Raw genomic sequence first — 24,477 nt, 5'->3', positions numbered from 1 at the left:
AACCCGATCGCGTGTCGCTGATCTGTCAGTTTCAGCCCTATCTAGCAAAAACACTAGAAAGGGCTAGACGCCCGTAGCACACCCCAGAGACCGCGATCGGCACTAAGGTCTGCGCATGGGTGGGGCTGAACTGCAGGACTGGACGGTGCAGGCGGCCGCGCAGTACGAGCGGACGCATCAGCAGTACGTCGGCGGCGCCCGGAAGCTGGAAGCGCTGATCAACGAGCTGATCGGCGAGGAAGAGGGCATCAACTACCTCAGCGCGACGGCCCGGGCCAAGGATCCCGAGTCGTTCCTGGCGAAGGCCTCCAAACCGCATCCGGACGATCCCGCCAAACCGAAGTACGACGATCCGCTGAACCAGATCACCGACCTGGTCGCGGCCCGGATCATCACCTTCCTGGTCGAGGCCGTCGATCGGGTCTGCGAGGTGATCGAGTCGGAGTTCGAGATCGTCGAGCACACCGACATGGGCGCGCACACCCGCGCCCAGGGCGCCTTCGGGTACGCGAGCAAGCACTACCTGGTACGCCTGAACGCCCACCGCCGGGAGCTGCCGGAGTACGCGGTGCTGAAGAACCTGACGATGGAGATCCAGGTCCGTACCGCCGTCCAGCACGCATGGGCCGAGTTCGAGCACGACATCCGCTACAAGCTGGACATCCCGCCGGACCGCAAGCCCGAGTTCGACCGGCGCTTCCTCTTAGCGGCAGCCCTGATGGAGCTGGCGGACAACGAGTTTGCGGAGATCGACAAGCTGTACCGCGAACTCGCCGCCGCCGAGCCCGACGCGGCGCCGATGGACCTGACGACGGCGACGCTGACCACGTACCTGACCAGGCGCTACCCAGACGCCCCGCACGCCAAGACGAACCACTACGCGTGGATCCTCGGCATCCTCAGCCAGCTCGGCGTCACCACCGAGGACCAGCTGACCGAGCTGCTGCAAGACATCGACAGCAAGGCCGTCCAGGCGGCTATGACCCATCGCTTCCCGGCCGGTACGGTCCGCCGGCTCGACGACGACCTGCTGGCGGCGAAGGGCTCGGAGTACGTGGACCTCTTCCCGGCGGAGGAGCGCCGGCAGAAGATCCTGCGCGGCCGGTTGAAGGCGCTGGTCCGGGCAGGGCTGCTCGAGGGTTAACGGGGCCGCTGGCGAAGTAGTGCTGCGCCGAGTGGGGTGAGGACGTGCAGCACGGTCTTGTCGGCGCGATGCGTCGCGATGAGGCCGCTGTCGCGGAGCACGGTGAGGTGGTGGCTGGTGGTGGGGGCACCGATGCCTACCTGGACGGCTATCTCACCAGCGGTCAGACCTGACGCGGTGGCGCGGAGTACGGCGGCTCTGGTCTTGCCGAGTAGGGCAGCGGCCGTTACCTCGCCGTCCTTCGGGCCGGGAGGCTCACGTAGTACGGGGTAGACGAGGACTGGCGACAGGTCTGTGTCCGCCAGGGTGATGGCGTTCTGCCAGCAGAAGTAGGACGGGATCAGGCGGAGGCCTCGGCCGGCCAGGTGGATGGTTCGGTTGACCGGGTAGCGGACCTCGAGGACCGGCGAGCGCCAGCGCATCAGGGGCTGGAAGCTGCTCAGCAGCCGGTCGGGGCCGCCGCGGGCTAGTGCGCGGGCGCGAGCTGCCCGGTCGGCTGCCAGCTCTGCGGAGATCAGATCGGAGTGGGGCTCGATCACCCTCTGGTGGTACGTCCGCAGCGCGGCTCCGAGGTCGGAGCGCAGGTCCCCGGCGGCCAGTCGCGGGCCCCATGAGGGAGCCTGGTGGACCAGTGCCAGCGTCTTGAGTTCACCGGTGACTCGCTCAGCCGGGGTCGACAAGATGGCGTCGATGTCGGCCTCGAGACCGTCGGGCGCGGCCGCCGGGGTGAGGAAGTCGGGGAAGTACGCCGCTCGCGGGAAGAGCGGCAGGAGCATCGAGGTGACCTGCTTGCGCAGTACCGGCTCGGTCAGCGTCTCGGAGGCGGCGCGGTACCAGGGCGCGTAGGCCCAGCGGCCCCGCCGGGTCTGGAGCCGGTCGAGGCTGTTGGCGATCTCCCACAGCGGGTCGGCGGTCGCGGCCACCCGGACCTGGGAGAGGTCGTCTTCGGTGAAGATCACTCGCAGCATGTCGCCCCCAGTCGGCCTCGACTACAGATCGAAGGCGAGCGGCGACGGCCTGTCAAGCAATTCGAGCTGGGGGCTCCATCTGGGCGGCGACACGAGCCGCCGAAGCACGCGCCCAGCGGCCGCTGGTGATCAGTCCGAAGACGAGAACCAGTACGCCGCAACCGGCGATGATGTACCAGCCGAGCCGAGCCGCCGAGACGAAGCCGGTCTCCAGCGGGCCGGTCAATCGGGCGGTCAGCACGGTACCGACGATCGCGACCCCCAGCGACGCGCCGACCTGGCGACTGGTCGAGGCGATCGCGGCGGCGACGCCGGCCTGCGAGCGAGGCATCCCGGAGACGGCCGCGTTGGTGATCGGCGAGTTCAGCATGCCGAAGCCGAGACCGAAGATCAGGTACCCGAGCAGCAGCAACGGGACCGCGGTGGTGGCGGTCAACTGGGCGAGGATCAGGCCACTCAAACCCAGCATGGTTCCGGCGACCACCAGCGGCAGCCGTGGCCCGCGGTTGCCGACGAGCCAGCCGGACACCGGCGCGAAGATCACCGTCATCGCTGCCATCGGCAGTGTGAGCAGACCGGCATGCAGCGCCGTGAAGCCGCGAACCTCTTGCAAATAAAGGGAATTCAGGAACAGAAAGCCCGACAGCGCGGAGAACCCGGCGACCGCGATCAGGGTCGCGCCCGAGAACGGCGCGCTGCGGAAGAAGCGCGGATCGAGCAGCGGCTGCTCGCGCCGCCGCTCGTAGAACACCAAGGTCAGCAGCGCGAGCACCACGACCACGAAGCACGAAACGATCAGCGGCGAACCCCAGCCGGCCGACCGGCCCTCGATGATCCCGTAGGTCAGCCCGACCAGGAACAGGATCACCAGCGACTGCCCGACCGGATCGAGCCGGCGCGCGACCGCCGCCCGCGACTCGGGGACGAAGAACGCGGTCAGCACCAGGGCGACCACCACCACCGGCACGTTGACGAAGAAGATGAACCGCCAGCCGGCCGAGTCGACCAGGGCGCCGCCGACCACCGGGCCGACCGACATGCTCAGCCCGACCACGCCACCCCAGACACCGATCGCCTGGGCGCGTTCGCGCGGATCAGTGAAGGTGTTGGTGATGATCGACATCGCCACCGGGTTGAGCATCGAGCCGCCGATCGCCTGCAACATCCGGAACGCGATCAGCAGGTCGACCGTCGGCGCGAACCCGCAGGCCAGCGAGCCGAGCCCGAACAGCACCAGCCCCGCCTGGAAGACCCGCCGCCGGCCAAGCCGGTCAGCGGTCGAGCCGGACAGCATCAACAGACTGGCGATCACCAGCGTGTAGGCGTCGATCGTCCACTGCAGCTTGGACACCGAGGCGTTCAACTCCGACCGGATCGACGGCAGCGCCAGATTCACCACGGTCGAGTCGAGGCCCACGATGAACAGACTCAGGCAACAGATCGCCAGCACCAGCAACCGCCGCCGCCGACTCAGCTCCTGCACTCGTCTCCCTCGCTCCGGACCCGTTGAATACTGTACTACCCAGTACTGCGCCGGCTTCCGCCGGAACCGTTTCCAGCCGCCCGATCCACGGGGCGGAAAAGCCTTGGCGGAGTGTCGGTGGCCGCACCTAGTCTGGATCCATTCGCCTGATCAGGTCCGAACAAGCCCCTCTAGTTCCTTTGGGACGTCATGTCGCTGCGCCTCATTCCGTTCGCCGATCCGGGTGTGCCAGACACCCGGTCCGGCCTCCGTCTCATACTCTGGCTCGAACACCAGCAGCTACGTGGTCAGGCCGTGGCGCTCTGCTGGGGTCTGCTGTACTTCGGTGGCATCGCCGCCGCGCCCGTCGCGGTCGGGCTGGCCGTCCAGGCCGTGATCGACAAGTCCTGGGTGAAGCTGTTCGTGGCCGGCCTGTTGCTGCTCGCGATGGGCGCTGCCAAGGCCGGCGCCGACTCGTACTTCCACAAGGCCGTCGTCACCAACTGGATCGCCACCGCGTCCCGCCTGCAGCAACTGCTGTCCCGCAAGGCGGCCGAGCTGGGCTCGATGCTGACCCGCCGGATCGCCGCCGGCGAGGTGGTCGCGGTCAGCAGCGGTGACGTGGAGAAGATCGGCTGGTTCGTCGAGGTGCTCGGCCGGTTCACGGCCGCGTTGCTGACCTGCTTCGCGGTGGTCGTCGGCCTGCTCTTCTACGAGCCGCGGCTCGGCCTGGTGGTGCTGATCGCGGTACCGATCCTGGCCTTCTCGATCGTGCCGCTGATGGGCCCGGCCGAGCGTCGGGCCGACGCGCAGCGAGCCAAGGGCGGCCGCGCGACCGAGCTGGCCGCGGACACGGTCGCCGGTCTGCGCGTGCTGCGAGGCATCGGCGGCGAGCAGCTCTTCCTCGACCGCTACCGCGCCGCCTCACAGGAGTACCGGCAGAGCGCTGTTCGCAGTGCCCGGATGTGGTCGCTGATCGCGGCCATCCAGGTGTTTCTGTTCGGACTGTTCCTGGTGCTGATCGTGTGGATGGGCGTCGGGCTGGTCACCGATGGGCACATCAGCGTGGGCGAGCTCGTCACGACGTACGGCTTCATCACCTTCATGCTCGTTCCGCTGCACACCTTCGAGGAGACCGCGAGCGCGTTCATCTTCTCCAAGGTGTCCGCGCGGCGGGCGGCTCGTGTGCTGTCGCTCCAACGGATGGACGACAGCAAGGGGACGGCGGAGGCCGAGGTGCCGCACGGTGACCTGGTCGACCCGTTGTCCGGGCTGACCGTGCCGGCCGGCAGCTTCACGGCCGTGGTCTGTGGCAACCCGGATGCGGGCGGTCTGCTCGCGGACCGCCTCGGCGGCCACAGCCCCGAGGCCGAGCCAGAGGACCCGTCGGTCCTGCTGGGTGGTGTCGCCCTCGACGACCTCCCGCTGTACTCCGCAAGGACCGCAGTGCTCGTGCAGGACAAGGACCCAGTACTCCTGTCAGGCACCGTCCGTGAGCTGTTCGACGTACCGGCGAGTGGAGCCGTGTCGGTCGAGGCAGCGCTCGATGCGGCTCAGTGCGCCGACATCCTCGACGTACTGCGTCAGTCGCTGCCCGACGGCGGTACTGATGCCACGGCAGCCGTGCTGACCGAGCGCGGCCGGTCCCTGTCGGGTGGACAGCGGCAGCGGGTCGCACTGGCCCGGTCCCTGTACGTCGACCCCGCGGTGCTCGTGCTCGACGAGCCGACGAGTGCCGTGGACGCCCACACGGAGGCACGGATCGCGGACAGCCTGCGGTTGCTCCGATCGGGCCGGACGACCGTGGTGTTCACCTCGAGCCCGCTGATGCTGGACCGGGCCGAGCGGGTCGTGTTCGTGCCGGACGGCCGGGTCGACGCCGTCGGCACCCACCACGAACTGCTGCACACCAACCCGCGCTACCGCGCTGTGGTCACCCGTGAAGACGAGCCAACTCTTGAGGAGTCGCTGTGAAGCGCCCTGAGTACGACCCGGCAGCCCCGCAGGAGGCGGCTCGCCTGCCGGTGGCCGGCACCGCGACGGTGTCGGCCTATCTGAAGACCCTGTTCCGCAGGCACCGGCGTGCTTTCGGCTGGCTGACGCTGGTCAACGCAGTGGCGGCACTGAGCGGCATGGTCGGGCCCTACCTGCTCGGCGACGTCGTGGAGAAGCTGTCGCTCGGTGAGACGGACGTCAACCTTCCCTACGTGGTGCTGGGCTTCCTGATCGCCCTTGTCGTGCAGACGGTCTTCGTCCGGCTCACCCGGCTTCGCGGCGCGGTGCTGGGTGAGGAGATGCTCGCCGACCTGCGCGAGGACTTCCTGGTTCGTGCGGTCGCACTGCCGCCGGGCGTGCTGGAGCGGGCCGGCACGGGTGACCTGCTGTCCCGCATCACCACGGACGTCGACCGCCTCTCACACGCCATGCGGGATGCGGTTCCGCAGCTGACCATCGCGGTGATCTGGGCCGGACTGCTGATCGGGGCGCTGATCGTCACGGCACCGGAGCTGGCGGTGGCGATCGTCATCGCCGCGCCGATCCTGATCATCGGTGGCCGCTGGTACTTCCGCCGCGCGCCATCGGCGTACCGGTCGGAGGCCGCGGGCTATGCGGCCGTCGCCTCGGCACTGGCCGAGACTGTCGACGCCGGGCGGACCGTTGAGTCCCACCGGCTCGGCAACCGCCGGGTGAAGATGGGTGACACCCGGATCGGCCAGTGGGTCGCCTGGGAGCGGTACACGCTCTACCTGCGGATGATCCTGTTCCCCGTGATCAACATGACCCACACGGTCGCGCTGGCCGCAGTGCTGGTGATCGGTGGCGGGCTGTCGATCAAGGGCTGGATCACTGTCGGCGCGCTGACCACTGGCGCGCTCTACATCCAGATGCTGGTCGAGCCGGTCAACATGATGATCCGCTGGTACGACGAACTGCAGGTGGCCCAGGTGTCGCTGGCGCGCCTGGTCGGCGTACGGGAGATCGAGGAGGAGACGGTTGCCGCGCAGGACGAGCCCGAGGGCCGTACTGTGCTGGCCGACGAGGTCCGGTTCGGTTATCTGGAAGGCCGTGACGTGCTGCACGGCGTCACGCTGACCGTCGAGCCGGGTGCGCGGGTTGCGCTCGTAGGCCCTTCAGGAGCAGGGAAATCGACGCTCGGCCGGCTGCTTGCCGGGATCTACTCGCCACGGGTGGGTGACATCACCTTGGGTGGGGCGGCGCTGGACAAGATGTCTGCCGAGCAGGTGCGTAGCCATGTGGCGCTGGTGAACCAGGAGCACCACGTGTTCGTCGGTAGTGTCCGGGACAACCTGCGGCTGGCGCGGACTGGCGCTACTGACGCAGAGCTGTGGACTGCCTTGCGGGCGGTCGATGCGCATGCGTGGGTGGCTGGGTTCGAGCACGGCCTCGACACCGAGGTCGGGTCGGGTGGAGTCTCACTGACTCCGGCCCAGGCTCAGCAGGTCGCGTTGGCCCGGCTGGTCCTGGCTGACCCGCACACGCTGGTGCTGGACGAGGCGACCTCGCTGATGGACCCGCGTGCGGCGCGTCATCTCGAGAGGTCGCTCGCCGGAGTGCTGGAAGGCAGGACGGTCGTCGCGATCGCCCACCGCTTGCACACTGCCCACGACGCGGATGTGATCGCGGTGGTCGAGGACGGCCGCATCGTCGAGCTGGGCGGCCACGACGAACTGGTAGGAGCCGAAGGGCCCTACGCGGCCCTCTGGCACTCCTGGCACGGCGAGCGCTGAGCCTTGCTGGGTGAGGGGCTGGGTGAGGGGCAGCAGCCCCTCACCCAGCTACTTCTTCAGCGTCATCGCGGGGTCGGTCGCGGCGGCGATCAACTGCTCGATGGTCACCTTCGGGCTCGTCACCGGCGGGTACAGCTTGCCCTCGACGTTCGTGTTCAGATCGGCGCCGTCCACGCCGACCTCGACGATCTGGCCGTCGGAGCGGGTGTAGCGGACGAAGTAACCGCGCACTCCCGGGTACTCGACGCCGTCGGTGGTATTGCTCAGCGTCATGGTCGCGACGCCCGTCACCACCGGCCGGCCCGTCGGAGTCCTGCCGGCGCTGCATCGGTACGGCATGGACCCCTCGAGGCGCTTCGGACCGCACCGCTCTTCTTGGGTCGGCCCAGCTCCAGGCTGCGACACCGATGCCCAAGCAACCCCGCGACCGACACCGTTCTCGGCCCAGAGGTCTTGCACGTCAAGTCCGTCGAGCAAGCTGCGCTTCTTCTTGTCGAACCCACCCCAACCGATCCCCTGCGGCTCGCCGGTGGTGAAGGACTGCTTGGCGTCGACGTGCTTGAGCAGGGTGTCGAGCAATTGGGTGGCTACCCGGTCGCGTTCGGAGTCCGGCGGCCGAGCCACGAGCGGGAGGGGGGTCGGTCCGGACGACGGCGCGTTCACGACGGCCGGGATCGCGAGTGCTCCCACCCCGATCGCTGCCGCGACGGCCGCTGCGGTGGCGACCAGGCCGGCCGTGGCGCGTCGGCGTACCAGCCTCCGGCGGCCTCTGGCCAGGTCGGCGGCTGCGTCGATCACCGCGTCGTCCAGGTAGGTGTCGACGCTGAGTTGCATTCGCCTGCGCAGGTCCTGCTCGCTCATACCGACTCCTCCGTCAGCTCGTCGATGCGTAGATCGGTCAGTTGGCTGCGGAGATTGGCCAGTCCTCGAGAGGCCTGGCTCTTCACCGTTCCAGGGCTGATCCGCAGGTCGATGGCGATCTCCTCGATGGTGAGATCCAGCCAGTACCGGAGTACGAGGATCCGGCGCTGGCCCGGGCCCAGCGTGGCGAGCGCCCGCACCAACTCGTCGCGGCCTTCGACGTCCGGGCCGGTCACCCCGACCTCGGGCAGTTGCTCGGTACTGCGCTCCCGCTGCCACGGCCGACGGCTCGCGTCGATGGTCGCGTTGGCGAGGATCCGCCGGACATACGCGTCCTCGGCCCCTCTGGTCCGGATCCGTGGCCACGCCGTGTACAGCTTAGTCAGGGCGACCTGGACCAGGTCCTCGGCGTCATGCCGGTTGCCGCACAACAGGTACGCCGCGCCCATCAGCCGCGACCGGCGAGCCTGCACGAACTCGCAGAACTCCCGGTCGCGCTTGGCTCTTCCCAGCATCGTCAGCCCCGTTCCCCTCGTCGGCGTTGGACGATCGAGAAGACGGAGCGGTTCGCCGGGAGGTTGCATCCAGCTTGCACGAAGTTGCAGTCCACGGGGTTCGGCCGCGTGTGAGGATTGGAAAGTGCTGACGACGCTGCTCTCGCTGCCTACCGTGATGGCCTTTGACGTGGATCCGGCGGGGAATCTGCTGGTCGGGTACGACGGGAGCGGGGTCCGGCAGATTCATCTCGTGGCGGTGGACGGTTCCTGGCGTGCGTTGACGGACTTGGACGACACGGCTCGGGCGGCGCGGTTCGTGCCCGGGAGCCGGCAGGTGGTGATCGAGCACGACAGTGGTGGTGACGAGCGCGGCCAGCTCTCCTTGCTCGATCTGGATGACCGCAGTGGGGTGCTCTCGCCGCTCACGCATGACCTTGCGTACTTCCATCACCTCGTGGATGCCAAGCCAGGCAGGGTTTTCTTCACCACCAACCGCCGCAACGACGTGGACTTCGACCTGGTGATGCTGGATCTGGCCAGTGGTGACGAGACCACGCTGTACGACGGCGGCGGCTATCTCTCGTCGGCACACGTGTCCCCTGACGAGCACTGGGCAGTGGTCGCGCTCGCCGGCGGCCCTGGCAACTCGGTGCAGCTCCTGCTGGTCGACGTGGCCGCGCGGGACGTCATCGAGCTCACTGGGCACGACGACCCGACGTACCAGGAGGGAGCCTCGTGGCTGCCCGACTCATCCGGGTTCGTCGTCGCCAGCGATGCAGGGCGCGACCGGCTGGCCTTACGCCGGTACGACGTCGGTACTGCGAGTTGGACCGACCTCCTGGTCGACGACAAGCACGACCTGGCCGGGTGGGTCTGCCCCGACGGTGAGCACCTCCTGGTCGGGACCACTGATGACGGTGTCGTCACCATGGCGCTCCACAAACTCAAAGACGCGTCGTACGTCGCACAGCTCGACCTACCGATCGGTGGCTGCGCAGCGCGGCTCATCACGGCTCCCGACCCGCTCTGGTCGGCCGATGGCAGCTACGCGTTGCTCAACCACAGCTCGCCGATCGACCCACCGTCCGTGTTCCGCTACACCCTCGAAACCGGCGAGGTCGACGCCATCGAGACCCCAGTGAGTCCAACGCTTCCGCCGGGACTCAGGCATCCCGAGAGCCATCGGGTGACCTCCTTCGACGGTGAGCAGATCCCCGTGTTCGTGTACCGGCCTGTCGACGGCACTGGCGACGGCTCGGCCGTGGTGTGGGTGCACGGCGGCCCCGAGATGATGGCGATGCGCATCTGGAACCCGGTGGTCACGGCGCTGACTGCGGAGGGCCACACGGTCATCGTGCCCAACGTGCGCGGCTCAGCGGCGTACGGGAAGCGCTGGTACTCCCTGGACGACAAGGTGTTGCGCCTCGACTCCGTGCGAGACCTGGCCGCGATCCATGACTGGCTGTCGTCGATCGAGGTCGACCCGCAGCGCACTGCGTTGTGGGGCGGGTCGTACGGCGGCTACATGGTGCTGGCGGGGCTCGCGTTCCAGCCGGAGCGCTGGGCGGCCGGGGTGGATGTCGTCGGGATCGCCTCGCTGGTGACGTTCCTGGAGAACACGTCGTCGTACCGGCGGGTGGCTCGCGAGCGGGAGTACGGCGTACTGGCGGTGGACCGCGCGTTCCTGGAGGAGGCCAGCCCGCTGAACCGGGTGGACGACATCAGGGCGCCGCTGTTCGTCATCCACGGCGCGAACGATCCGCGGGTGCCGCTGTCGGAGGCGGAGCAGATCGTCGAGGCACTCAGCAAGCGAGACGTGCCGTGTCAGCTACTGGTCTACCCGGACGAGGGCCACGGCCTGGCCAAGCGCGCCAACCGCCTCGACGCCTATCCCCAGGCGTTCGCCTTTCTCAAAGAGCACCTGTCTAGCTGAAGGCGGGCAGCAACGGCGTGAGCGTGCCGGCCGTCGCGTCCAGACGAACCGGCAGACCGAGCGGGACAGCCAGGTTGACCTCTTCGTGCCCGATCGCCGCGCCCTCGACCATCGGTACGCCGAGCGGCTCGAGCCGCTCACGGATCACGTCACCGACCAGACCCTGATCGTCGGCCTCGCTGAAGTCGCCGATCACCAGCCCGGTGACCCCGTCGAACCAGCCGGACCGCAGCAACTGGGTGAGCAGGCGATCGACCCGGTAGCCGTCCTCCCCGACGTCCTCGAGGACCACGATGCCGTCCGGCCGTACAGAGGTCGGAGTTCCCAGGCTGGCGGCGAGCAGGGCGAGGTTGCCACCAAGCAACCTGCCCTCGGCGACGCCGGGCACTGCGGTTCGCGGCGAACCAGGTGCCAGCAGGTCCTTCACGGACTCGGGCTCGAACAGCAACTCATGCAGCCGCTCGCGCCCCTCGAGTGCGCCGAGTTGCTCGACGGCCGCGGCCATCGGACCGTGGACGGTGACCAGCCCCTGACCGTTGAATGCCTCGTGCAGCGCGGTGATGTCGCTGAAGCCGACCAGCATCTTGTCCACTCCGGCCAGCTCATCCAGATCCAGGTGCTGCAGCAACCGCTGCACCCCGTAACCGCCTCGCCCGCAGAAGACAGCGGCGTACTGCGGGTCCAGCCACGCGGCCCGGAAGTCCGCTGCGCGCGCAGCGTCGTCACCGGCGAGGTAGGGGAACCGCTCATGCCGGCTCAGCACGGCCGGCATGACGTCGATCTCCAGCCCCCAGTCACGGAGATGCTTGGACCCCGTCTCCAACCGCTCGGCCACCAACGGCCCAGCCGGGGCCACCACGGCAACACGATCCCCACTCCGCAGCCGCCGCGGGCGCCTCACCTCAGTCATGCACCAGACGCTACCTGCAGCGCCGGCATCTGCCAGCCACGAGCCAGTGACGACTCGTACGCCGGTACGCCGCCGGCGAAGTACTCGGTGAACTTCATGATCAGCGGCTCCCAGCGCAGTGGGTCGATGTAGCGGTCGTCGTTCATCAGCAGGTCGTCTCGCACCTGGACCCGCCGCACCGACATCTCCATCGCCCGCAGCGTCGAGTCGGGCCCGCCGACGGTGTGGATCGCCTCGATCCGCCCCTCGAGGTTGATCGGGCTCTCCTCGACGGCGTCCACGTCCACCAGGGTTCCCGGCGTTCTGGTCCAGCCTGCCGCCGCGAACTTGTCCGGCACGTAGCGATAGCCGCGAGCCCGCTTGGTGTCGGGGATCTGCTGGGATCCGGTCAGCAGCGCGATCCGGTCGAGCCCGGCAACCATGGCCGGCTCGACCAGGTTGAGGATGCAGTCCGGCCGCTCCGTCAGGTTCTGCACGGTTTGGGACGCCGCGGCCATCCCCAGCATCGCCGTCCGGTGCAGCCACCAGGCCGAGGACATCGGCGCGAGGTTGGTGCTGCCGTCCGGGTTCTGCGAGCTGATGAGTACCACTGGCGTACCGAAGTACAGGACCTTGGGCTCGACGATTCGCTTCATGCCCGTTGAACGGCCGCGGGCCTGGTTGTGTGAGGGCTACCAGTCGACCTGCACGGCCGTGGTCTTGCTGGTGCCGTTGACTGTCACCCCTAGCTGGACAGTGCCGGGGCGGAGGCCGGTGAGGATGCCGGTGGCCGGGTCGTAGGAGGCGACGGCCCAGAAGGGCGCAGTACGGACCGGGCCAATGTGCAGAAGGGATGAGCCGAACCAGTCTGCGGAGACGGGGAAGGACACCGGTACTCGTCGGCTCTCCTGTACTACGGTCGCCGCCACCGCCCCCGTCTTGCCCATCTTGACCACTGCCGGCGCCGACAGCTCGAGCGAGTCCACATGCGCCCGCAGCTCGACCTGGAACCAGTCCCGCTCAGGTGCTGACCAGTGCCGCTCACCAGCAGCCGCCTCCCGGGGACTGGGGTCGATACCCACCAGTGCCCACCCGGTGAAGCCGCCAGCGTCAGGAGCAGCCGCCGGACTCTTGCCCGAGTTGCCGGTCAGCGGCAGCAGTACCCCGTCGGTGCGAGTCGCCGCAAAGGTCCCGGCGTGCGCTGCCATGTAGGCCGCTCCCTTGCCCGTCGAGGCCCGGAAGTCGGCGAGCCAGCGGACCAGCAGCTCGGCCTCCTTGCGATCGCCGAGCTGCGAGTTCTGTGTCGGCGACGGGTCGTCGATCGGGTGGTGGGCCATCACCACGACGTTGCGAATCGCTTTGTTCCGCGCGGCGTCGTCGAGTTGTTGCCTGAGGTCGACGATCTGCGCGAACCCACCCGCCCGCAGCGATCCGAGCGACGAGTCGCGCAGGATGAAGCGCGTGCCCTTGTGGTCGAAGGTGCTGGTCGGGGCGCCGAACACCTTCGTCCACTCGGAGAGGTCGCCCGGGCCGTAGCTCTCGTGGTTGCCCGGCACGTAGTGCACCGGCACCTTGCCGGCGACCTCCTCGTCGATGATCTTCTTAGCCAGCGCGATGTCCTGCGCGAATCCGCGATCGACGAAGTCGCCGTTGATCACCAGGAAGTCCGGGTGCTGCGCGAGCGCCTCGCGGATCGTCCGGCGAGCCTGCTTCACGTAGTCCGAGTTCGGGTCGTCGGCGGTGAACTGCGCGTCCGACATCACCGCGAACTTCCAGCGCCCGCCGGCGGTCGCCGTACCGTCCGTGACGACCATCGGGTCGATCACCTTGGCCGGCGGCGCGACCGTCACCGGTGGGGCGCCGCGGACGGTCAGGTCGTCGATCACGATCCGGCCGGAGTACTGCCTGGTCGGCACCGTCTCGACGACGTAGATCCGCCAGAACCGCAACGGCATCGTCAGCCCCGGCGGGATGTTCGCCTCCACGTACTTCCAGCCGGTCCAGTCGACCGCTGCCGCCAGGTTGAGCGTCTGGGCCGAGCCGCCCGCGCCGTCGTAGGCGTTCGCGCGCAACCACGCACCCTTGCCGTCGCCGTAGACCCACGCGCCGAGCTTCTGCGGCTGGCCGGGCAGCGTCTGCTGCGGAGTCTGCGCCAGATACGCCGCCCGCGTCGCCGTGCTACCGGTCAACGAGTAGTCCAACGCGATGGCCTGACCACCATCGTGCCCCTCGGCAACGGACCGGGACGCGGTGGCAGCACCAACCGGTACTGCGTTCGCCACCCAGCGGCCCGGGTCGTCGACCTCGTCCACGACCTGGCTGGTCAGCCCAGCGGTGACACTGAGTTGCGTGCTGAGCGAGCCTACCTTCGCGGTGACGACGGTCGAGACGGCGTCGGTACCGACCGCGCTCACGTCGAAGCCGTTGCCTCGCGCAACCACCGTGACCAGCTTGTCGTCGAAGGTGAGCTCGACGTCGCGGGGCTCGACCCAGGTGGAGAAGCCGTCCGCGTCGTAGCCGTTGACGGTGAAGAAGCCCGCGGCGGTTGCGTCCGGCAACGATACTTGCCGGGTCGAGGGGGCCAGGCGGATCGGAGTACCGAGAACGGTCATCGGGAACCGGCCGCGGGCCGATCCATTCGCGGCCGTGACGATGACGTCGCCTGCCCGGCGGCCGGTGACGATGCCCTCGCGGCTCACCACGGCATTGCTGCCCGTCGACCAGTACGGCGTACCGGTGGCTGGGGCGTAGGTCTCGTCGTGGCCTTTGGCGGTCAGTACCCGGGAGAGGCCGGTGAGGACGCGGGAGCTCTTGGAGACGTCGGTGTCGGCGTCCTCATCTGCAGTACCGGCTGCTTCGATCTGGAAGCCCTTGAGCTTGCCGGATCCCTTGGTGGGAACGAGTCCGAGGCCGTTGGGGACCAGCCGCTCGCCGCCGTCGGACGGGTCGTTGACGACCTCGGGGGCAGCCTCGCCGGGTGAGCGGGCGAGCATCGTCGACGAGCCGCCGCCGTCCAGGTTGAGCACGTCGTCGGCGCCGAGGCCGATCATCAGCTGGCCCATTTCCTTCAACGACAAGCCACGCGAGCCGGTCGCTCGGCCGTCGACGGTGAGGAGGACCATGCGGCGGCCGTTCTCGGTGAAGCCGACGGCGGTTCGCGGGGCGAGGTCAGCGTCCGGTACGTCGTCTGGGACCTTGCCGTCGTGGGCCAGTTGGACGTTGCCGCTGATCGCTACGGCGGCGTCGAGCGCGTCGGGGCGCGGGCCGTACTGGACTTCCACCTTGTCGCCGGGTTCGAAGGCGGTCAGGGAGGTGGCGCCTGCGTCTCGGCCGATCAGGGCCAGCTCGTTGGCCGCTAGCGGCGTAGTACCGGGGGTGGTGGTCGAGGAGACGACCACGCCGTCGCGGAGGAGGACCTCGCGGACGTTCGGTACGCCGTCGACGGTTCGGGTGCGGGGCGCGTCGCCCCACTCGGGGGTGTAGAGGCCGATGCCGTCTGCGTTGACGCCTGGTGAGTTGAGGTTGGTCAGGTCGAGCTTGACGGCATCGTCGTCGGTCGCCGTGCCTTGCAGGAAGACCTGGGCGATCCGGCCGAGGCCGTCCTTGCCGATCACGGCGGTGTCGTTGTGACCGGCCGCGGGAGCGTTGACGAGTCGGCCGTGGTCGATCCCGACGCCGAGTGGGGCGGTGGTGTCGTTGATGTCGAAGAAGTCGCCGTTCACGCCGGCGATCGCGCCTTCGCGGGCGAGCTGCTGGCTGAGCGGCTGCCCGCCGGAGACCTTGCCCGTGTTCACGTAGTCGACGGTCACGCCGTGCTGGTCGAGGTCGGCCACGATGATGTCACCGCGCAACCAGCCGCGGGCGTCGAGCCGCTCGAACGCGGTGTGGTCGACACCGGGCGCGATCGGGTCGTCCTGCCGGCTCGTCACCAGGCCGTCCCCGGCGATGGCGCTGTCCGGGACCGGTTGGTGGTCGACCGGTTGGGCTTGGGCCGGGTTGAGCGCAGTACCGAGAATCAGGGCAGTTGCTGCGGTGACACTGACGGCAACGCGACGGTACGACACAGCGGCCTCCTCGGCGTGGGCGGACGCGGCCATCCGACGCCGTGGGCCCTACCGCCGCGTGAGGCGTGGGTGTACGCCGGTCAACCGATCGGTGACAAAGTAACGTCTTTGATCGGATACCGGAAGATTATTGCCTGATTCAGTCGAACGAGACCGGCCGGCCGGCGCCTTCCCAGGCCGTCATGCCACCGTCCAGGTTGATCGCGTCGCGGCCCTGGGAGGCCAGGAACTGGGTCGCCATCGAGGACCGGCCGCCGACCGCGCAGACGCAGAGCACCTTCTGTCCGAGCGGAACCTCACCGACCCGCTCCTGGAGCTGGCCGAGCGGGATGTGCACCGCGTTCTCGATGTGCCCGCGGGCCCACTCGTCGGGTTCGCGGACATCGAGTACGAACGCCTCGTCGAGCAACGCGTCGTCGACGTCGGCCACCACCACTGCGGGAATCTCCGGAGTCATGCCCCTGATCATCGCAGCCCGCGCCGACGATCGCGCCCTCCGGTCCGGTTTGACTACTTCAGCAGCTTGGACAGGCGGCGGTCGGCCAGCGGCTTGCCGCCGGTCTGGCAGGTGGCGCAGTACTGCAGGGAGGAGTCGGCGAAGCTCACCTCACGGACGATGTCGCCGCAGACCGGGCACTTCTGACCGGTCCGGCCGTGCACGCGCATGCCGCTCTTCTTCTCCGACTTCAGATCCTGGACCGCGAGGCCGGCTGAGCGGGTAACGGCGTCGCGCAAGGTCTCCTGCATCGCGTCGAAGAGCTGCTGGAGTTCGTCGGCGGACAGGTTGGAGGCCGGTTTGAAGGGGCTCATCTTGGCGACGTGCAGGATCTCGTCGGAGTACGCGTTGCCGATGCCGGCGATGATCGACTGGTTGCGCAGGACGCCCTTCAGCTGGACCCGGCCGGCCGCCTTCAGGATGTCGCCGAACTCCTCGGTGGTCAGCGTGAACGGGTCCGGCCCGAGCTTGGCGATGCCGGGCACGTCGGCGGGGTCGCGGACGACGTAGACGGCGAGCTTCTTCTGGGTGCCGGCCTCGGTCAGGTCGAAGCCGGAGCCGTCGTCGAGCACCACCCGGCAGGCGATCGGGCCCTTGCCGGGGCGGACCAGGCCGGTGGACTGCTCCTCGCGCCAGCGCAGCCAGCCGGCCCGGGCCAGGTGGATGATCAGGTGGATGCCCTGCGCGGAGATGTCGATGAACTTGCCGTGCCGCTGCACGTCGTCGATCAGCAGGCCCACCAGCGAGGAGATCGGCGGGTCGTAGGTCTTCAGCGCGCTGATCGCGGTGATGTCGGCGCGCACGAACGCCCGCTCGACGGCACGTTCCCGCAGGAACCCCGCCAGCGACTCAACCTCCGGCAACTCGGGCACGCTCCCAAGTGTGCCTTACGGCGGGGACAGAGCAAGGGAAGGAAGGAAAGCGGAAGGGAGGGCGCGGGGACAGCGGAAGGGAGGGGGCGGAGACAGCGCAAGGGACGGAGGGGCCGGCTGACTTGCACCCTGTACTTCGGTCCGCCAGGGTCTGGGTGTGACCGACATGCCGACCTTCCGCTACCACCCCGATCCGGTGGCCACCGGTGAGGTGATCACCGGGGACGCGGCCTGCCGGTGTTGTGGCCGGCACCGGGGGTTCATCTACACCGGGCCGGTGTACAGCGCGGACGAGGTGGTCGAGGAGCTGTGCCTGTGGTGCATCGCGGACGGTTCCGCGGCGACGCTTTTCGAGGCCGAGTTCACCGACGTGGCGAACGTCCCGGACGACGTGCCCCGACCTGTCCTCACCGAAGTACTCACCCGTACCCCGGGGTTCAGCGGCTGGCAGCAGGAGCACTGGATGTTCCACTGCGCCGACGCCGCGGCGTACCTGGGCAAGGTCGGGTACGAGGACCTCTTGACCGTCCCTGAGGCTCTGGAGATGGTCCAGCAGGAGTACGTCCGTTCCCTGTCGCCCACCGGTGAGGCGACCGGCTATCTGTTCCGCTGCCTGCACTGCGGCACCCACCTGGCGTACGCCGATCACGTCTGAGGGATCACTGCGGGGGATCACCCATGGGGAATGGTTGTGGGTACCGCTACGGTCGTAGGCAGGAGAGAAGGAGGCCCCCAATGGGTTTCGCGAAGACACTGGTCAAGGGCGCTGTGGTCGCCAAGCTGCTGCAGGTCGCGCAGCGCGAGCTCAGCAAGCCGGAGAACCAGCGCAAGGCCAAGGAGATGTTCCAGAAGGTGCAGCAGCGCCGGAGCGCTCACTAGGCATCGGCTGAACTACTGCCGGCGGCGCGCTTGCAGGGTGTAGGTGGCGGGGAGACGTTCCGGTTGAACCGTGAGGCGCCACTCGCCCTGCTCGTCGCGCGTCATGTGGCCGGGCAGCGGGTCCCAGGGAGCGCTGTCGTGCTCCTCCAGGTGGGTGACGTCCAGGCCGGCCTGCTGCAACGCCGTGAAGATCTCCCCGAGCCCGTGGTTCCACTCGTGGGTGGTGTTGTGCTTGAACTCGACATCGGTCTCGACGTAGGTGCCGCCCTCATCCCAGACCTGCGGTGCCTCGGTCTCGAAGTACGGCGCGTCGAGCACGATCTCGCCGCTGGTCTTCGAGACGCCCAGCGACCACAACATCGGGTGCCCCTCGCGGATGAACAACCGCCCGCCGGGCTTCAGCAGCCCTGCCACCACGTCGGCCCAGCGCTGGATGCTCGGCAGCCAGCCGATCGCGCCGATCCCGGTGAAGACCAGGTCGTACTGCGCTTCGCCGAGCACCTCGACAGCGTCGTACACGTCGGCCTGGTGGAAGTCGATCTCGTGCCCGAGCCCGTCGGCGAACTTCCGCGCCTGCTCAATCGCCGGGCCGGAGAAGTCCAACCCGCTCATCCGCGCACCGAGCCGCGCCAGCGATACCGTGTCGGTCCCGATGTGGCACTGCAGATGCACGCCGCGTAGCCCGGCGATGTCACCAAGCCGCGGTACGTCGAACTGCACGACCTGGCTCAGGTAGTCGGGGTCGGTGAACTTGTCCAGCATGTAGTCGGATGAGGCGGCATGTGCCGGCACGCGCTCGTCCCAGCTGGCCCGGTTCACTGTGCGGTAGTCGTCCATGAGGCCGACTGTGACACAGCTTCCCCGGGCCACGCCTGTGGTTTTACTGGAAGGCGGTGGTCCAGATCCGCGCCTTGTAGAACTGCGCGCCCGCACGGGTCCGGTCCGGCGAGGCAGAGAAACGGACCGTCTTGTTGGCCCAATCGCGCGGCTGGGTGCCGTCGCCCTTGATCGAGACGACCTCGCCCGACGAGTGCTTCACGTACGACTTCACGCTGCGCTCGGTGGAGATCTGCCGGCTGCGGAACGTCCCGCCGTCGGTGAGCAGCTCATACACACCTTTTGTTGCCGTGATCAACATCTTCTGCTTGTTGGTGTAGTCGGGCTGCAGATCGTGCCCGAGGTTTCCGGTGCCCAGGCTGAAGTGCGCGGCGTACTTGAGCCTCGTACTGCGCTTGCTCCCGGTCACGGCGTAGTGGCTGAACCGGTTCTTGCCGACCACCCAGAGCAGTTCGTAGGTGGGATCCCAGAGCACGCCGTGCGCGCCGGCGTAGTCGATCGTCTGCACCTTCGCCAGGCTGCCGAGGTTGCTGACGCTGCTCGGCGCGTACACGGTCAGCTTGCCGTCCGAGCTGGCGACGACCACCGAGCCGTTGCCCGGTACGCGCTCGATGGCATGCGGATTGCCGCCCGGCGTCGCCGACCAGGACAGGTCGTTCAGCTCGGTGTCCTTCTCGCTGCCGATGTTGACGATGCCGGCCTTGCCACCCGACGCGGCCACCAGCGCGATCCACCCCTGCGCCTCGGTCGCCCGGAACTTCACGTCCGACAGGTTGGCCCAGGCCCCGCCACCCGGGCTGAAACTCCAGTGCCGGTTGGCGTCGCTGAACGCCTTGTTCTTGTCGAAGACCATCACCTTGTTCTGCGTCTGCTCGGTGGTCCCGACGTAGTAGCTCGCCGTCGCCGCCGCCTGCGCCTGCTGCTCTCCAACGGCGGCCACCACGGGCGCCGCTGCCAACCCAAGAAGTAGAGTTCTCCGTTTCATTCCGGCGATGCTAGACGCCGGAGGGGGCTCGCCTGACCCGCCCGGACACAGCTGTGGCGGGGAGACGACTCTCCCCGCCACTGGTGTGCTGCGCGTCAGGCCGCGTGGCGGCCGTGCGAGTGGAGGACCCGGGCGCGACGGATGTGGACGACGCTGCCGGTGTTGGCGACGGGCTTGTGGGAGAACGGCTCTGCCGCGCCACCGAGGGCGAGCAGGTCGAGCTTGGACCTGGCAAGGTCGCGGTCGTCGGCAACCCAGCTGCCGTCGGGCGCGTGTCCGAGCCCGGTGGCGTTCCGCCTGCTGCTGCCTTCGAGCGCCGCGATCACTACCAGCGCGAGTACTGCGAGGACGATGATTCCGTTCATGGCAGTAATCATTCTACCAACCACATCCAGCCACAATTGGCACTATTGACACTCATCCACAAATTTCTGCCATACTGGCTCGCATGCTGCGGAAGATCGCTGTCGTGCTGATGGAGGAAGTCGCGCTGTTCGAGTTCGGCGTGCTGGCGGAGGTGTTCGGGATCGACCGGACCGACGACGGCGTACCGGCCTTCGACTTCAAGGTCTGTTCGACCACGCCGGGCGTGCCGCTGAGCACGAGCAGCCACTCCGCCGTGATCGCGCCGTACGGGCTGGAGGAGCTGGAGGACGCCGACCTGGTCGCGCTGCCGGCCACCACCTGGCGCGGTGAGTACGACGAACGCATCCTCGAGGCGCTGCGCAAGGCGCACGAACGCGGCGCGATCCTGCTGACGGTCTGCTCGGGCGCCTTCGTGCTCGGCATGGCCGGGCTGCTCGACGGGCGCTGCTGCGCGACCCACTGGCGGTATGCGGACAAGTTCCGCAAGCAGTTCCCGCTGGCCAAGCTCGACGCGGACGTGCTGTTCGTCGATGACGGCGACATCATCACCAGCGCCGGTACCGCCGCAGGCATCGACGCATGCCTCCACCTCGTCCGCCGCGAGCTCGGCAGCGCGGTGGCGACCCGCATCGCGCGCCGGATGGTGGTCCCGCCACAACGCGACGGCGGCCAGCGGCAGTACGTCGAAGTACCGGTCCCTGAATCGTCCGGCGAGAGCCTGCAACCGGTCCTGGACTGGATGGTCGCCAACCTGACGATCGAGCACACCGTCCCCGACCTGGCCCGCCGGGCCCAGATGTCCGACCGCACCTTCGCCCGCCGCTTCGTCGCCGAAACCGGCACCACCCCCCTCAAGTGGGTCACCACCCAACGAGTCCTGCACGCGAGAACCCTGCTGGAACAGACTGGCCTAGGCATAGAACAGATCGCCACCGAAGCCGGCTTCGGCACCGCAGCCCTCCTCCGCCACCACTTCCGCCGAGTAGTAGGCGTCCCACCCCAGAACTACCGCCGAACCTTCCAAACCGCCGGCTGACCTCGCTGACGAATCAGCTTCCCACCGGTTTGGTGAGGCCCGAAACCCTTCTATCGTTGACAGATCATGCCCGCCCACGCCTTCGTCGACGAATCCTCCAGGGGCGGCTACCTGCTCTGCGCGGTGGTGTTGCTGCCGGCCGATCTCGCTCCAGCGCGTCGAACTCTCCGTAGTCTGTGCAAGCCCGGGCAGCGACGGATCCACATGAAGCACGAGAGTGACGGACGACGCCGGGAGATCCTCAGCGTGGTCGCGCAGTTGGAGGTCGAGACCCGGATCTACCGCGCCAAGATCGACGGCCGGTCCGAGCGACGGACCAGAGATGAGTGCATTCGGGTGATGGTGCCGGAGTTGATCGAGGAGCTCGGTGTCTCGCGGATGGTGGTCGAGTCCTGTGACCAGGATCGGCAGGACAACCAGGTGATTCGCGAGATGGTGATCAAGGCTCAGGCGGAGGAGCGCTTCAGTTGTCTGCACTCGGCCCCGGCCGGCGAACCCTTGCTGTGGCTGCCAGACATTGTTGCTGGGCCGTCGGCCGGGGCGGGGATTGGAAGCGTCGGTGTGGGGATGTGCGGCTCCGGGACATCGAGCCCTGACCGCCAGACGCGCGAAACCCGGGCGACCGACCGTCCGGACGGCTCCCGGGTTCACTTCCCACGGCTATTGCCTGGGCTGCGCTTCAGTTTACACACTCACTACTCCAGCTTTCCATCTCGAACTGTGCCCTTCCGGAGGGCACAGTTCGATGGTCTTCGTCAGACCGAGCGTTGGTAGGTGCGGAAGGCTCGGGTGGAGAGGTAGCCGACTAGGAGGGTGAAGGCCAGGAGGTAGAGGCCGTGGTGGAGGGCTGAGTTCCAGTCGGGGGTGGCTGACAAGGCTTGGCGGGCGGTGATGGCGGCCCAGTCGACGGGGTTGTAGCGGGCTGCTACGGCTACCCAGTGCGGGGCCAGTTTGGGGTCGAGCATGATCGAGGACATGAAGGTCAGGGGGAGGGAGATGAATTGGGAGATGCCGATCAGGGCTTCTTGCTGGCGGGTCAGCAGGGCCACGGCGTTGGAGAGTGAGCCGAAGGCTGTGCCGACCAGCATCGAGACGATGATCGTCACCACGTAGCCGAGGACGCCGCCGTCGTAGCGGGCGCCGGCCGCGAAGCCGATGGCGAAGACCAGGATCGTCTGGATCACCGTGGTGGTGCCGTTGCTGATCAACTGGCCGGCCATCAGGGCGCCACGACGGACCGGTGAGGTGAGCATCCGGTCCATCACGCCGCGTTCCATGTCCGCGATGAAGGTGGTGCCGTTCCAGCCGCTGGTCATCAGCGCCGTCATCATCACGATGCCCGGTGTCAGGAACGCGATGTACGACGAGTCGCTCCAGCCCGGCAATGCGACAACACCCTTGAAGAGTTGGCCGAACAGCAGCAGCCAGATCGCCGGCTGCACCAAGGTGAACGCGATCAAAGCAGGAGACCGGTACTGCGCCCGCAGCCACCGTCCCGTGATGAACCCGGTATGGGTGAGGAAGCCTCCCCGCCGAACCGCGCTCCGGGTGGTGACTCGTTCTGCCGTCATCGCGCTCATGCCGCCTGCTCCTTCTCCGCCGTCTTGAACGAGCGACCCGTGTACTGCAGATAGACGTCATCCAGCGACGGCCTCGACACCGTCACCGCGGTGACCGGGATCGCCTTCTCCTCAAGGGCTCCCAGCACCGCGGGAACCGCCGTCGCGCCACGGTCGACGCGCGCCCGCAAGGTGTTGCCGTCGACAACGATCTCGCCGATGCCGGGGAGGTTGCTCAACAGCTTCCGAACGGCGCCATCGAGATCGGCGTCCACCAGCTCGACCTGCACCGAGTCGCCACGCAGCTCGGCCTTGAGTGCCTCGGGGGTGCCTTCGGCAACGATTTTGCCGTGGTCGACGATCGCGAGCTGGTCGGCCAGCCGATCGGCCTCCTCCAGGTAGTGGGTTGTCAGCAGGACGGTCAGGCCTTCGGTGCCGGAGAGTCGTTCGACCTCGGTCCACAGGTCCGCGCGGGCCTCCGGGTCGAGGCCGGTGGTCGGCTCATCGAGGAAGAGCACCCGCGGGCGATGGACGAGTCCGAGGGCGACGTCGAGCTTGCGCTGCATGCCACCTGAGTACGTGCGTACCTGACGGTCCGCGGCGTCCGTGAGGTCGAAACGGGCGAGGAGTTCGGCTGCTCGGAGTACGGACTCCTGCCTGGACAGGCCGTAGATGCGGCCGGACAGGACGAGGTTCTCGACGCCGGTCGCCATCGGGTCGGAGCTGGATTTCTGCGGCACGTAGCCGATCGCGTGCCGGACCTCCGCCTGCTGCTTGACGACGTCGAAGCCGGCCACCCGCGCGGTGCCGGAGTCGGCCCGCGACAACGTGGTGAGGATCTTGACGGTGGTGGACTTGCCCGCGCCGTTCGGCCCGAGCAACCCCAGTACTACGCCCTCCGGGACCGTGAAGCTCAGTCCGTCGAGCGCCCGCAGCGGCGGCTTCTTGCGGCCGGCGGGATAGGTCTTGACCAGTTCTGCTGCCTCGAGGGCAGGGGGTGGTGCCATGGTGACGTGACTCCTCTTGCTTCAGTGTTGAGGAGTCGACCCGGCTATCCTGACGAGTGCGCCTTGGGTGTCAGGTCTCGCTTGCGGGATCGACTCGAGGAACTGCGGCCCTTGGCCCGGGAGTTGCCGCTCCCTGGTCGAGGGCCGTGCTTATCTAGCGTCTGGGGGAACCTCCTGCAGCCAGGGGAGCTCTTCTCCGAAGTACTTGACCGGGTCCTTGAACAGGTCGGCCGGTTGGATGCCGTACTTCTCGACCGCCTCGAACCCCTTGCGCCAGAAGGCAGAACCCTCCAACGCGTCGGTCCTGATCGCCCGGACCAGCTGCCGGGTGTAGGTGATCTCCGCCTTCACCAGGGCGAGCCGGAATTCTGACTCGACCCAGAAGATCCGCGGGAACTTGTGCGACGCCATCTCGGCGTGCGCTGTCTCCAGCTTCTCGATCTCGGCAGTCAGCGCCTCGATTCGCTGGTCGAGCAACTCGACCACCCGGTCCGGCGAGAACGCCGGCAGGTAGGCCAGGCCCGCTTCCAGTTGGCTGTACTCACGCTCCGGACTGCCGAGCAACTCCGCCAGCCAGTCGGCGAACTCGTCGCGGCCTGCGGCGGTGATCGCGTAGACGGTCTTCTCCGGGCGATTGCCGTCGCGCACGGTTTCGACCGCCTCGATGAAACCATTCTTCTCCAGCGCCGCGACGACCGAGTAGAGCGAGCCGTAGTTCAGCTTGATGCTCATGTCCTTGCCGCGGGTCTTGAGCATCGTCGAGATCTCGTACGGGTGCATCGGCCGCTCGCTGAGGCTGCCGAGCACGGCGAACGCCAACGGGTTCGCCACCTTGCGCTTGGCCACGGAACACCTCCTCGATCTCGACTACTC

23 protein-coding genes are annotated in these 24,477 nt (G+C 68.0%); 8 read left to right on the top strand and 15 right to left on the bottom strand.

Features of this window, described 5'->3' with window-relative positions:
* Positions 1–115 precede the first annotated feature (115 nt).
* The gene (locus ACIA12_RS21735; protein ID WP_396368838.1) at positions 116–1,144 is read left to right on the top strand and encodes a GTP pyrophosphokinase family protein; all 1,029 of its coding nucleotides are present in this window, start codon (positions 116–118) and stop codon (positions 1,142–1,144) included.
* Here ACIA12_RS21735 and ACIA12_RS21730 read toward each other — a convergent pair.
* Together ACIA12_RS21730 and ACIA12_RS21725 are read right to left on the bottom strand one after the other, a co-directional pair.
* Positions 1,141–2,112 (bottom strand): ArsR/SmtB family transcription factor, encoded by a 972-nt coding sequence (locus ACIA12_RS21730; RefSeq protein ID WP_396368837.1) that lies wholly within the window; start codon positions 2,110–2,112, stop codon positions 1,141–1,143. The two genes, ACIA12_RS21735 and ACIA12_RS21730, sit on opposite strands and share 4 nt — an antisense overlap.
* Before the next feature lie 52 nt (positions 2,113–2,164).
* Positions 2,165–3,595: an MFS transporter gene (locus tag ACIA12_RS21725; protein WP_396368836.1), complete on the bottom strand. Its 1,431-nt coding sequence runs from the start codon at positions 3,593–3,595 to the stop codon at positions 2,165–2,167.
* Between the two features lie 189 nt (positions 3,596–3,784).
* Between ACIA12_RS21725 and ACIA12_RS21720 the strand changes: the two genes are divergently transcribed.
* Positions 3,785–5,548: an ABC transporter ATP-binding protein gene (locus tag ACIA12_RS21720; RefSeq protein ID WP_396368835.1), complete on the top strand. Its 1,764-nt coding sequence runs from the start codon at positions 3,785–3,787 to the stop codon at positions 5,546–5,548.
* On the top strand, positions 5,545–7,323 hold the full coding sequence (locus tag ACIA12_RS21715; protein WP_396368834.1) for an ABC transporter ATP-binding protein: 1,779 nt from the start codon (positions 5,545–5,547) through the stop codon (positions 7,321–7,323). Before ACIA12_RS21720 ends, ACIA12_RS21715 begins: the two co-directional genes overlap by 4 nt.
* A gap of 48 nt (positions 7,324–7,371) precedes the next feature.
* Here ACIA12_RS21715 and ACIA12_RS21710 read toward each other — a convergent pair whose 3' ends face one another.
* Entirely contained in the window at positions 7,372–8,184 is an 813-nt protein-coding gene (locus ACIA12_RS21710) for a hypothetical protein (protein ID WP_396368833.1), read from the bottom strand.
* Positions 8,181–8,699 carry a SigE family RNA polymerase sigma factor gene (locus ACIA12_RS21705; RefSeq protein ID WP_396368832.1) on the bottom strand — a complete coding sequence of 173 codons (519 nt, stop codon included), beginning with the start codon at positions 8,697–8,699 and terminating at the stop codon, positions 8,181–8,183. The genes ACIA12_RS21710 and ACIA12_RS21705 overlap by 4 nt, the downstream gene beginning before the upstream one ends.
* 124 nt (positions 8,700–8,823) lie before the next feature.
* Here ACIA12_RS21705 and ACIA12_RS21700 point away from each other — a divergent pair, with 124 nt between their 5' ends.
* A complete protein-coding gene (locus ACIA12_RS21700; RefSeq protein ID WP_396368831.1) occupies positions 8,824–10,614 on the top strand; it encodes an alpha/beta fold hydrolase in 1,791 nt (596 codons plus the stop codon).
* On the opposite strand, the gene ACIA12_RS21695 is transcribed toward ACIA12_RS21700, so the two are convergent.
* The 5 genes from ACIA12_RS21695 to ACIA12_RS21675 form a co-directional block, all read right to left on the bottom strand.
* Complete coding sequence (locus ACIA12_RS21695; protein WP_396368830.1) at positions 10,607–11,524, bottom strand: LD-carboxypeptidase; 918 nt, start codon at positions 11,522–11,524, stop codon at positions 10,607–10,609. The two genes, ACIA12_RS21700 and ACIA12_RS21695, sit on opposite strands and share 8 nt — an antisense overlap.
* Positions 11,521–12,159, bottom strand: coding sequence for a flavin reductase family protein (locus tag ACIA12_RS21690; RefSeq protein ID WP_396368829.1), 639 nt, complete (start codon positions 12,157–12,159; stop codon positions 11,521–11,523). Before ACIA12_RS21690 ends, ACIA12_RS21695 begins: the two co-directional genes overlap by 4 nt.
* A gap of 36 nt (positions 12,160–12,195) precedes the next feature.
* Positions 12,196–15,567 carry a phosphodiester glycosidase family protein gene (locus ACIA12_RS21685; protein ID WP_396368828.1) on the bottom strand — a complete coding sequence of 1,124 codons (3,372 nt, stop codon included), beginning with the start codon at positions 15,565–15,567 and terminating at the stop codon, positions 12,196–12,198.
* A 139-nt stretch (positions 15,568–15,706) separates the two neighbouring features.
* Entirely contained in the window at positions 15,707–16,024 is a 318-nt protein-coding gene (locus ACIA12_RS21680; protein WP_396368827.1) for a rhodanese-like domain-containing protein, read from the bottom strand.
* Positions 16,025–16,077: 53 nt separating this feature from the next.
* A complete protein-coding gene (locus ACIA12_RS21675; RefSeq protein WP_396368826.1) occupies positions 16,078–16,935 on the bottom strand; it encodes a DNA-formamidopyrimidine glycosylase family protein in 858 nt (285 codons plus the stop codon).
* 166 nt (positions 16,936–17,101) lie between these two features.
* Here ACIA12_RS21675 and ACIA12_RS21670 point away from each other — a divergent pair, with 166 nt between their 5' ends.
* Both ACIA12_RS21670 and ACIA12_RS21665 read left to right on the top strand, forming a co-directional pair.
* Complete coding sequence (locus ACIA12_RS21670; protein ID WP_396369384.1) at positions 17,102–17,590, top strand: CbrC family protein; 489 nt, start codon at positions 17,102–17,104, stop codon at positions 17,588–17,590.
* Between the two features lie 80 nt (positions 17,591–17,670).
* Positions 17,671–17,814: a hypothetical protein gene (locus ACIA12_RS21665; protein WP_396368825.1), complete on the top strand. Its 144-nt coding sequence runs from the start codon at positions 17,671–17,673 to the stop codon at positions 17,812–17,814.
* A gap of 12 nt (positions 17,815–17,826) precedes the next feature.
* On the opposite strand, the gene ACIA12_RS21660 is transcribed toward ACIA12_RS21665, so the two are convergent.
* The 3 genes from ACIA12_RS21660 to ACIA12_RS21650 form a co-directional block, all read right to left on the bottom strand.
* A complete protein-coding gene (locus ACIA12_RS21660; RefSeq protein WP_396368824.1) occupies positions 17,827–18,651 on the bottom strand; it encodes a class I SAM-dependent methyltransferase in 825 nt (274 codons plus the stop codon).
* A 43-nt stretch (positions 18,652–18,694) separates the two neighbouring features.
* Positions 18,695–19,636: a DUF6528 family protein gene (locus tag ACIA12_RS21655; RefSeq protein WP_396368823.1), complete on the bottom strand. Its 942-nt coding sequence runs from the start codon at positions 19,634–19,636 to the stop codon at positions 18,695–18,697.
* A 95-nt stretch (positions 19,637–19,731) separates the two neighbouring features.
* Positions 19,732–20,001 (bottom strand): hypothetical protein, encoded by a 270-nt coding sequence (locus ACIA12_RS21650; RefSeq protein ID WP_396368822.1) that lies wholly within the window; start codon positions 19,999–20,001, stop codon positions 19,732–19,734.
* A gap of 83 nt (positions 20,002–20,084) precedes the next feature.
* Between ACIA12_RS21650 and ACIA12_RS21645 the strand changes: the two genes are divergently transcribed.
* On the top strand, positions 20,085–21,038 hold the full coding sequence (locus tag ACIA12_RS21645; RefSeq protein ID WP_396368821.1) for a helix-turn-helix domain-containing protein: 954 nt from the start codon (positions 20,085–20,087) through the stop codon (positions 21,036–21,038).
* A 66-nt stretch (positions 21,039–21,104) separates the two neighbouring features.
* Positions 21,105–21,812 carry a hypothetical protein gene (locus ACIA12_RS21640; RefSeq protein WP_396368820.1) on the top strand — a complete coding sequence of 236 codons (708 nt, stop codon included), beginning with the start codon at positions 21,105–21,107 and terminating at the stop codon, positions 21,810–21,812.
* Here the strand turns inward: ACIA12_RS21640 and ACIA12_RS21635 are convergent.
* From ACIA12_RS21635 to ACIA12_RS21625, 3 genes are all read right to left on the bottom strand, one after another.
* The gene (locus ACIA12_RS21635; RefSeq protein ID WP_396368819.1) at positions 21,794–22,618 is read right to left on the bottom strand and encodes an ABC transporter permease; all 825 of its coding nucleotides are present in this window, start codon (positions 22,616–22,618) and stop codon (positions 21,794–21,796) included. The two genes, ACIA12_RS21640 and ACIA12_RS21635, sit on opposite strands and share 19 nt — an antisense overlap.
* Positions 22,615–23,604 (bottom strand): ATP-binding cassette domain-containing protein, encoded by a 990-nt coding sequence (locus tag ACIA12_RS21630; protein ID WP_396368818.1) that lies wholly within the window; start codon positions 23,602–23,604, stop codon positions 22,615–22,617. Before ACIA12_RS21630 ends, ACIA12_RS21635 begins: the two co-directional genes overlap by 4 nt.
* A 150-nt stretch (positions 23,605–23,754) precedes the next feature.
* The gene (locus tag ACIA12_RS21625; RefSeq protein ID WP_396368817.1) at positions 23,755–24,450 is read right to left on the bottom strand and encodes a helix-turn-helix transcriptional regulator; all 696 of its coding nucleotides are present in this window, start codon (positions 24,448–24,450) and stop codon (positions 23,755–23,757) included.
* Between the last annotated feature and the right edge of the window lie 27 nt (positions 24,451–24,477).

This window comes from Kribbella sp. NPDC051620 (assembly GCF_044453825.1).
Classification (GTDB): domain Bacteria; phylum Actinomycetota; class Actinomycetes; order Propionibacteriales; family Kribbellaceae; genus Kribbella.
This window is presented reverse-complemented; position numbering and strand designations above follow the sequence as displayed.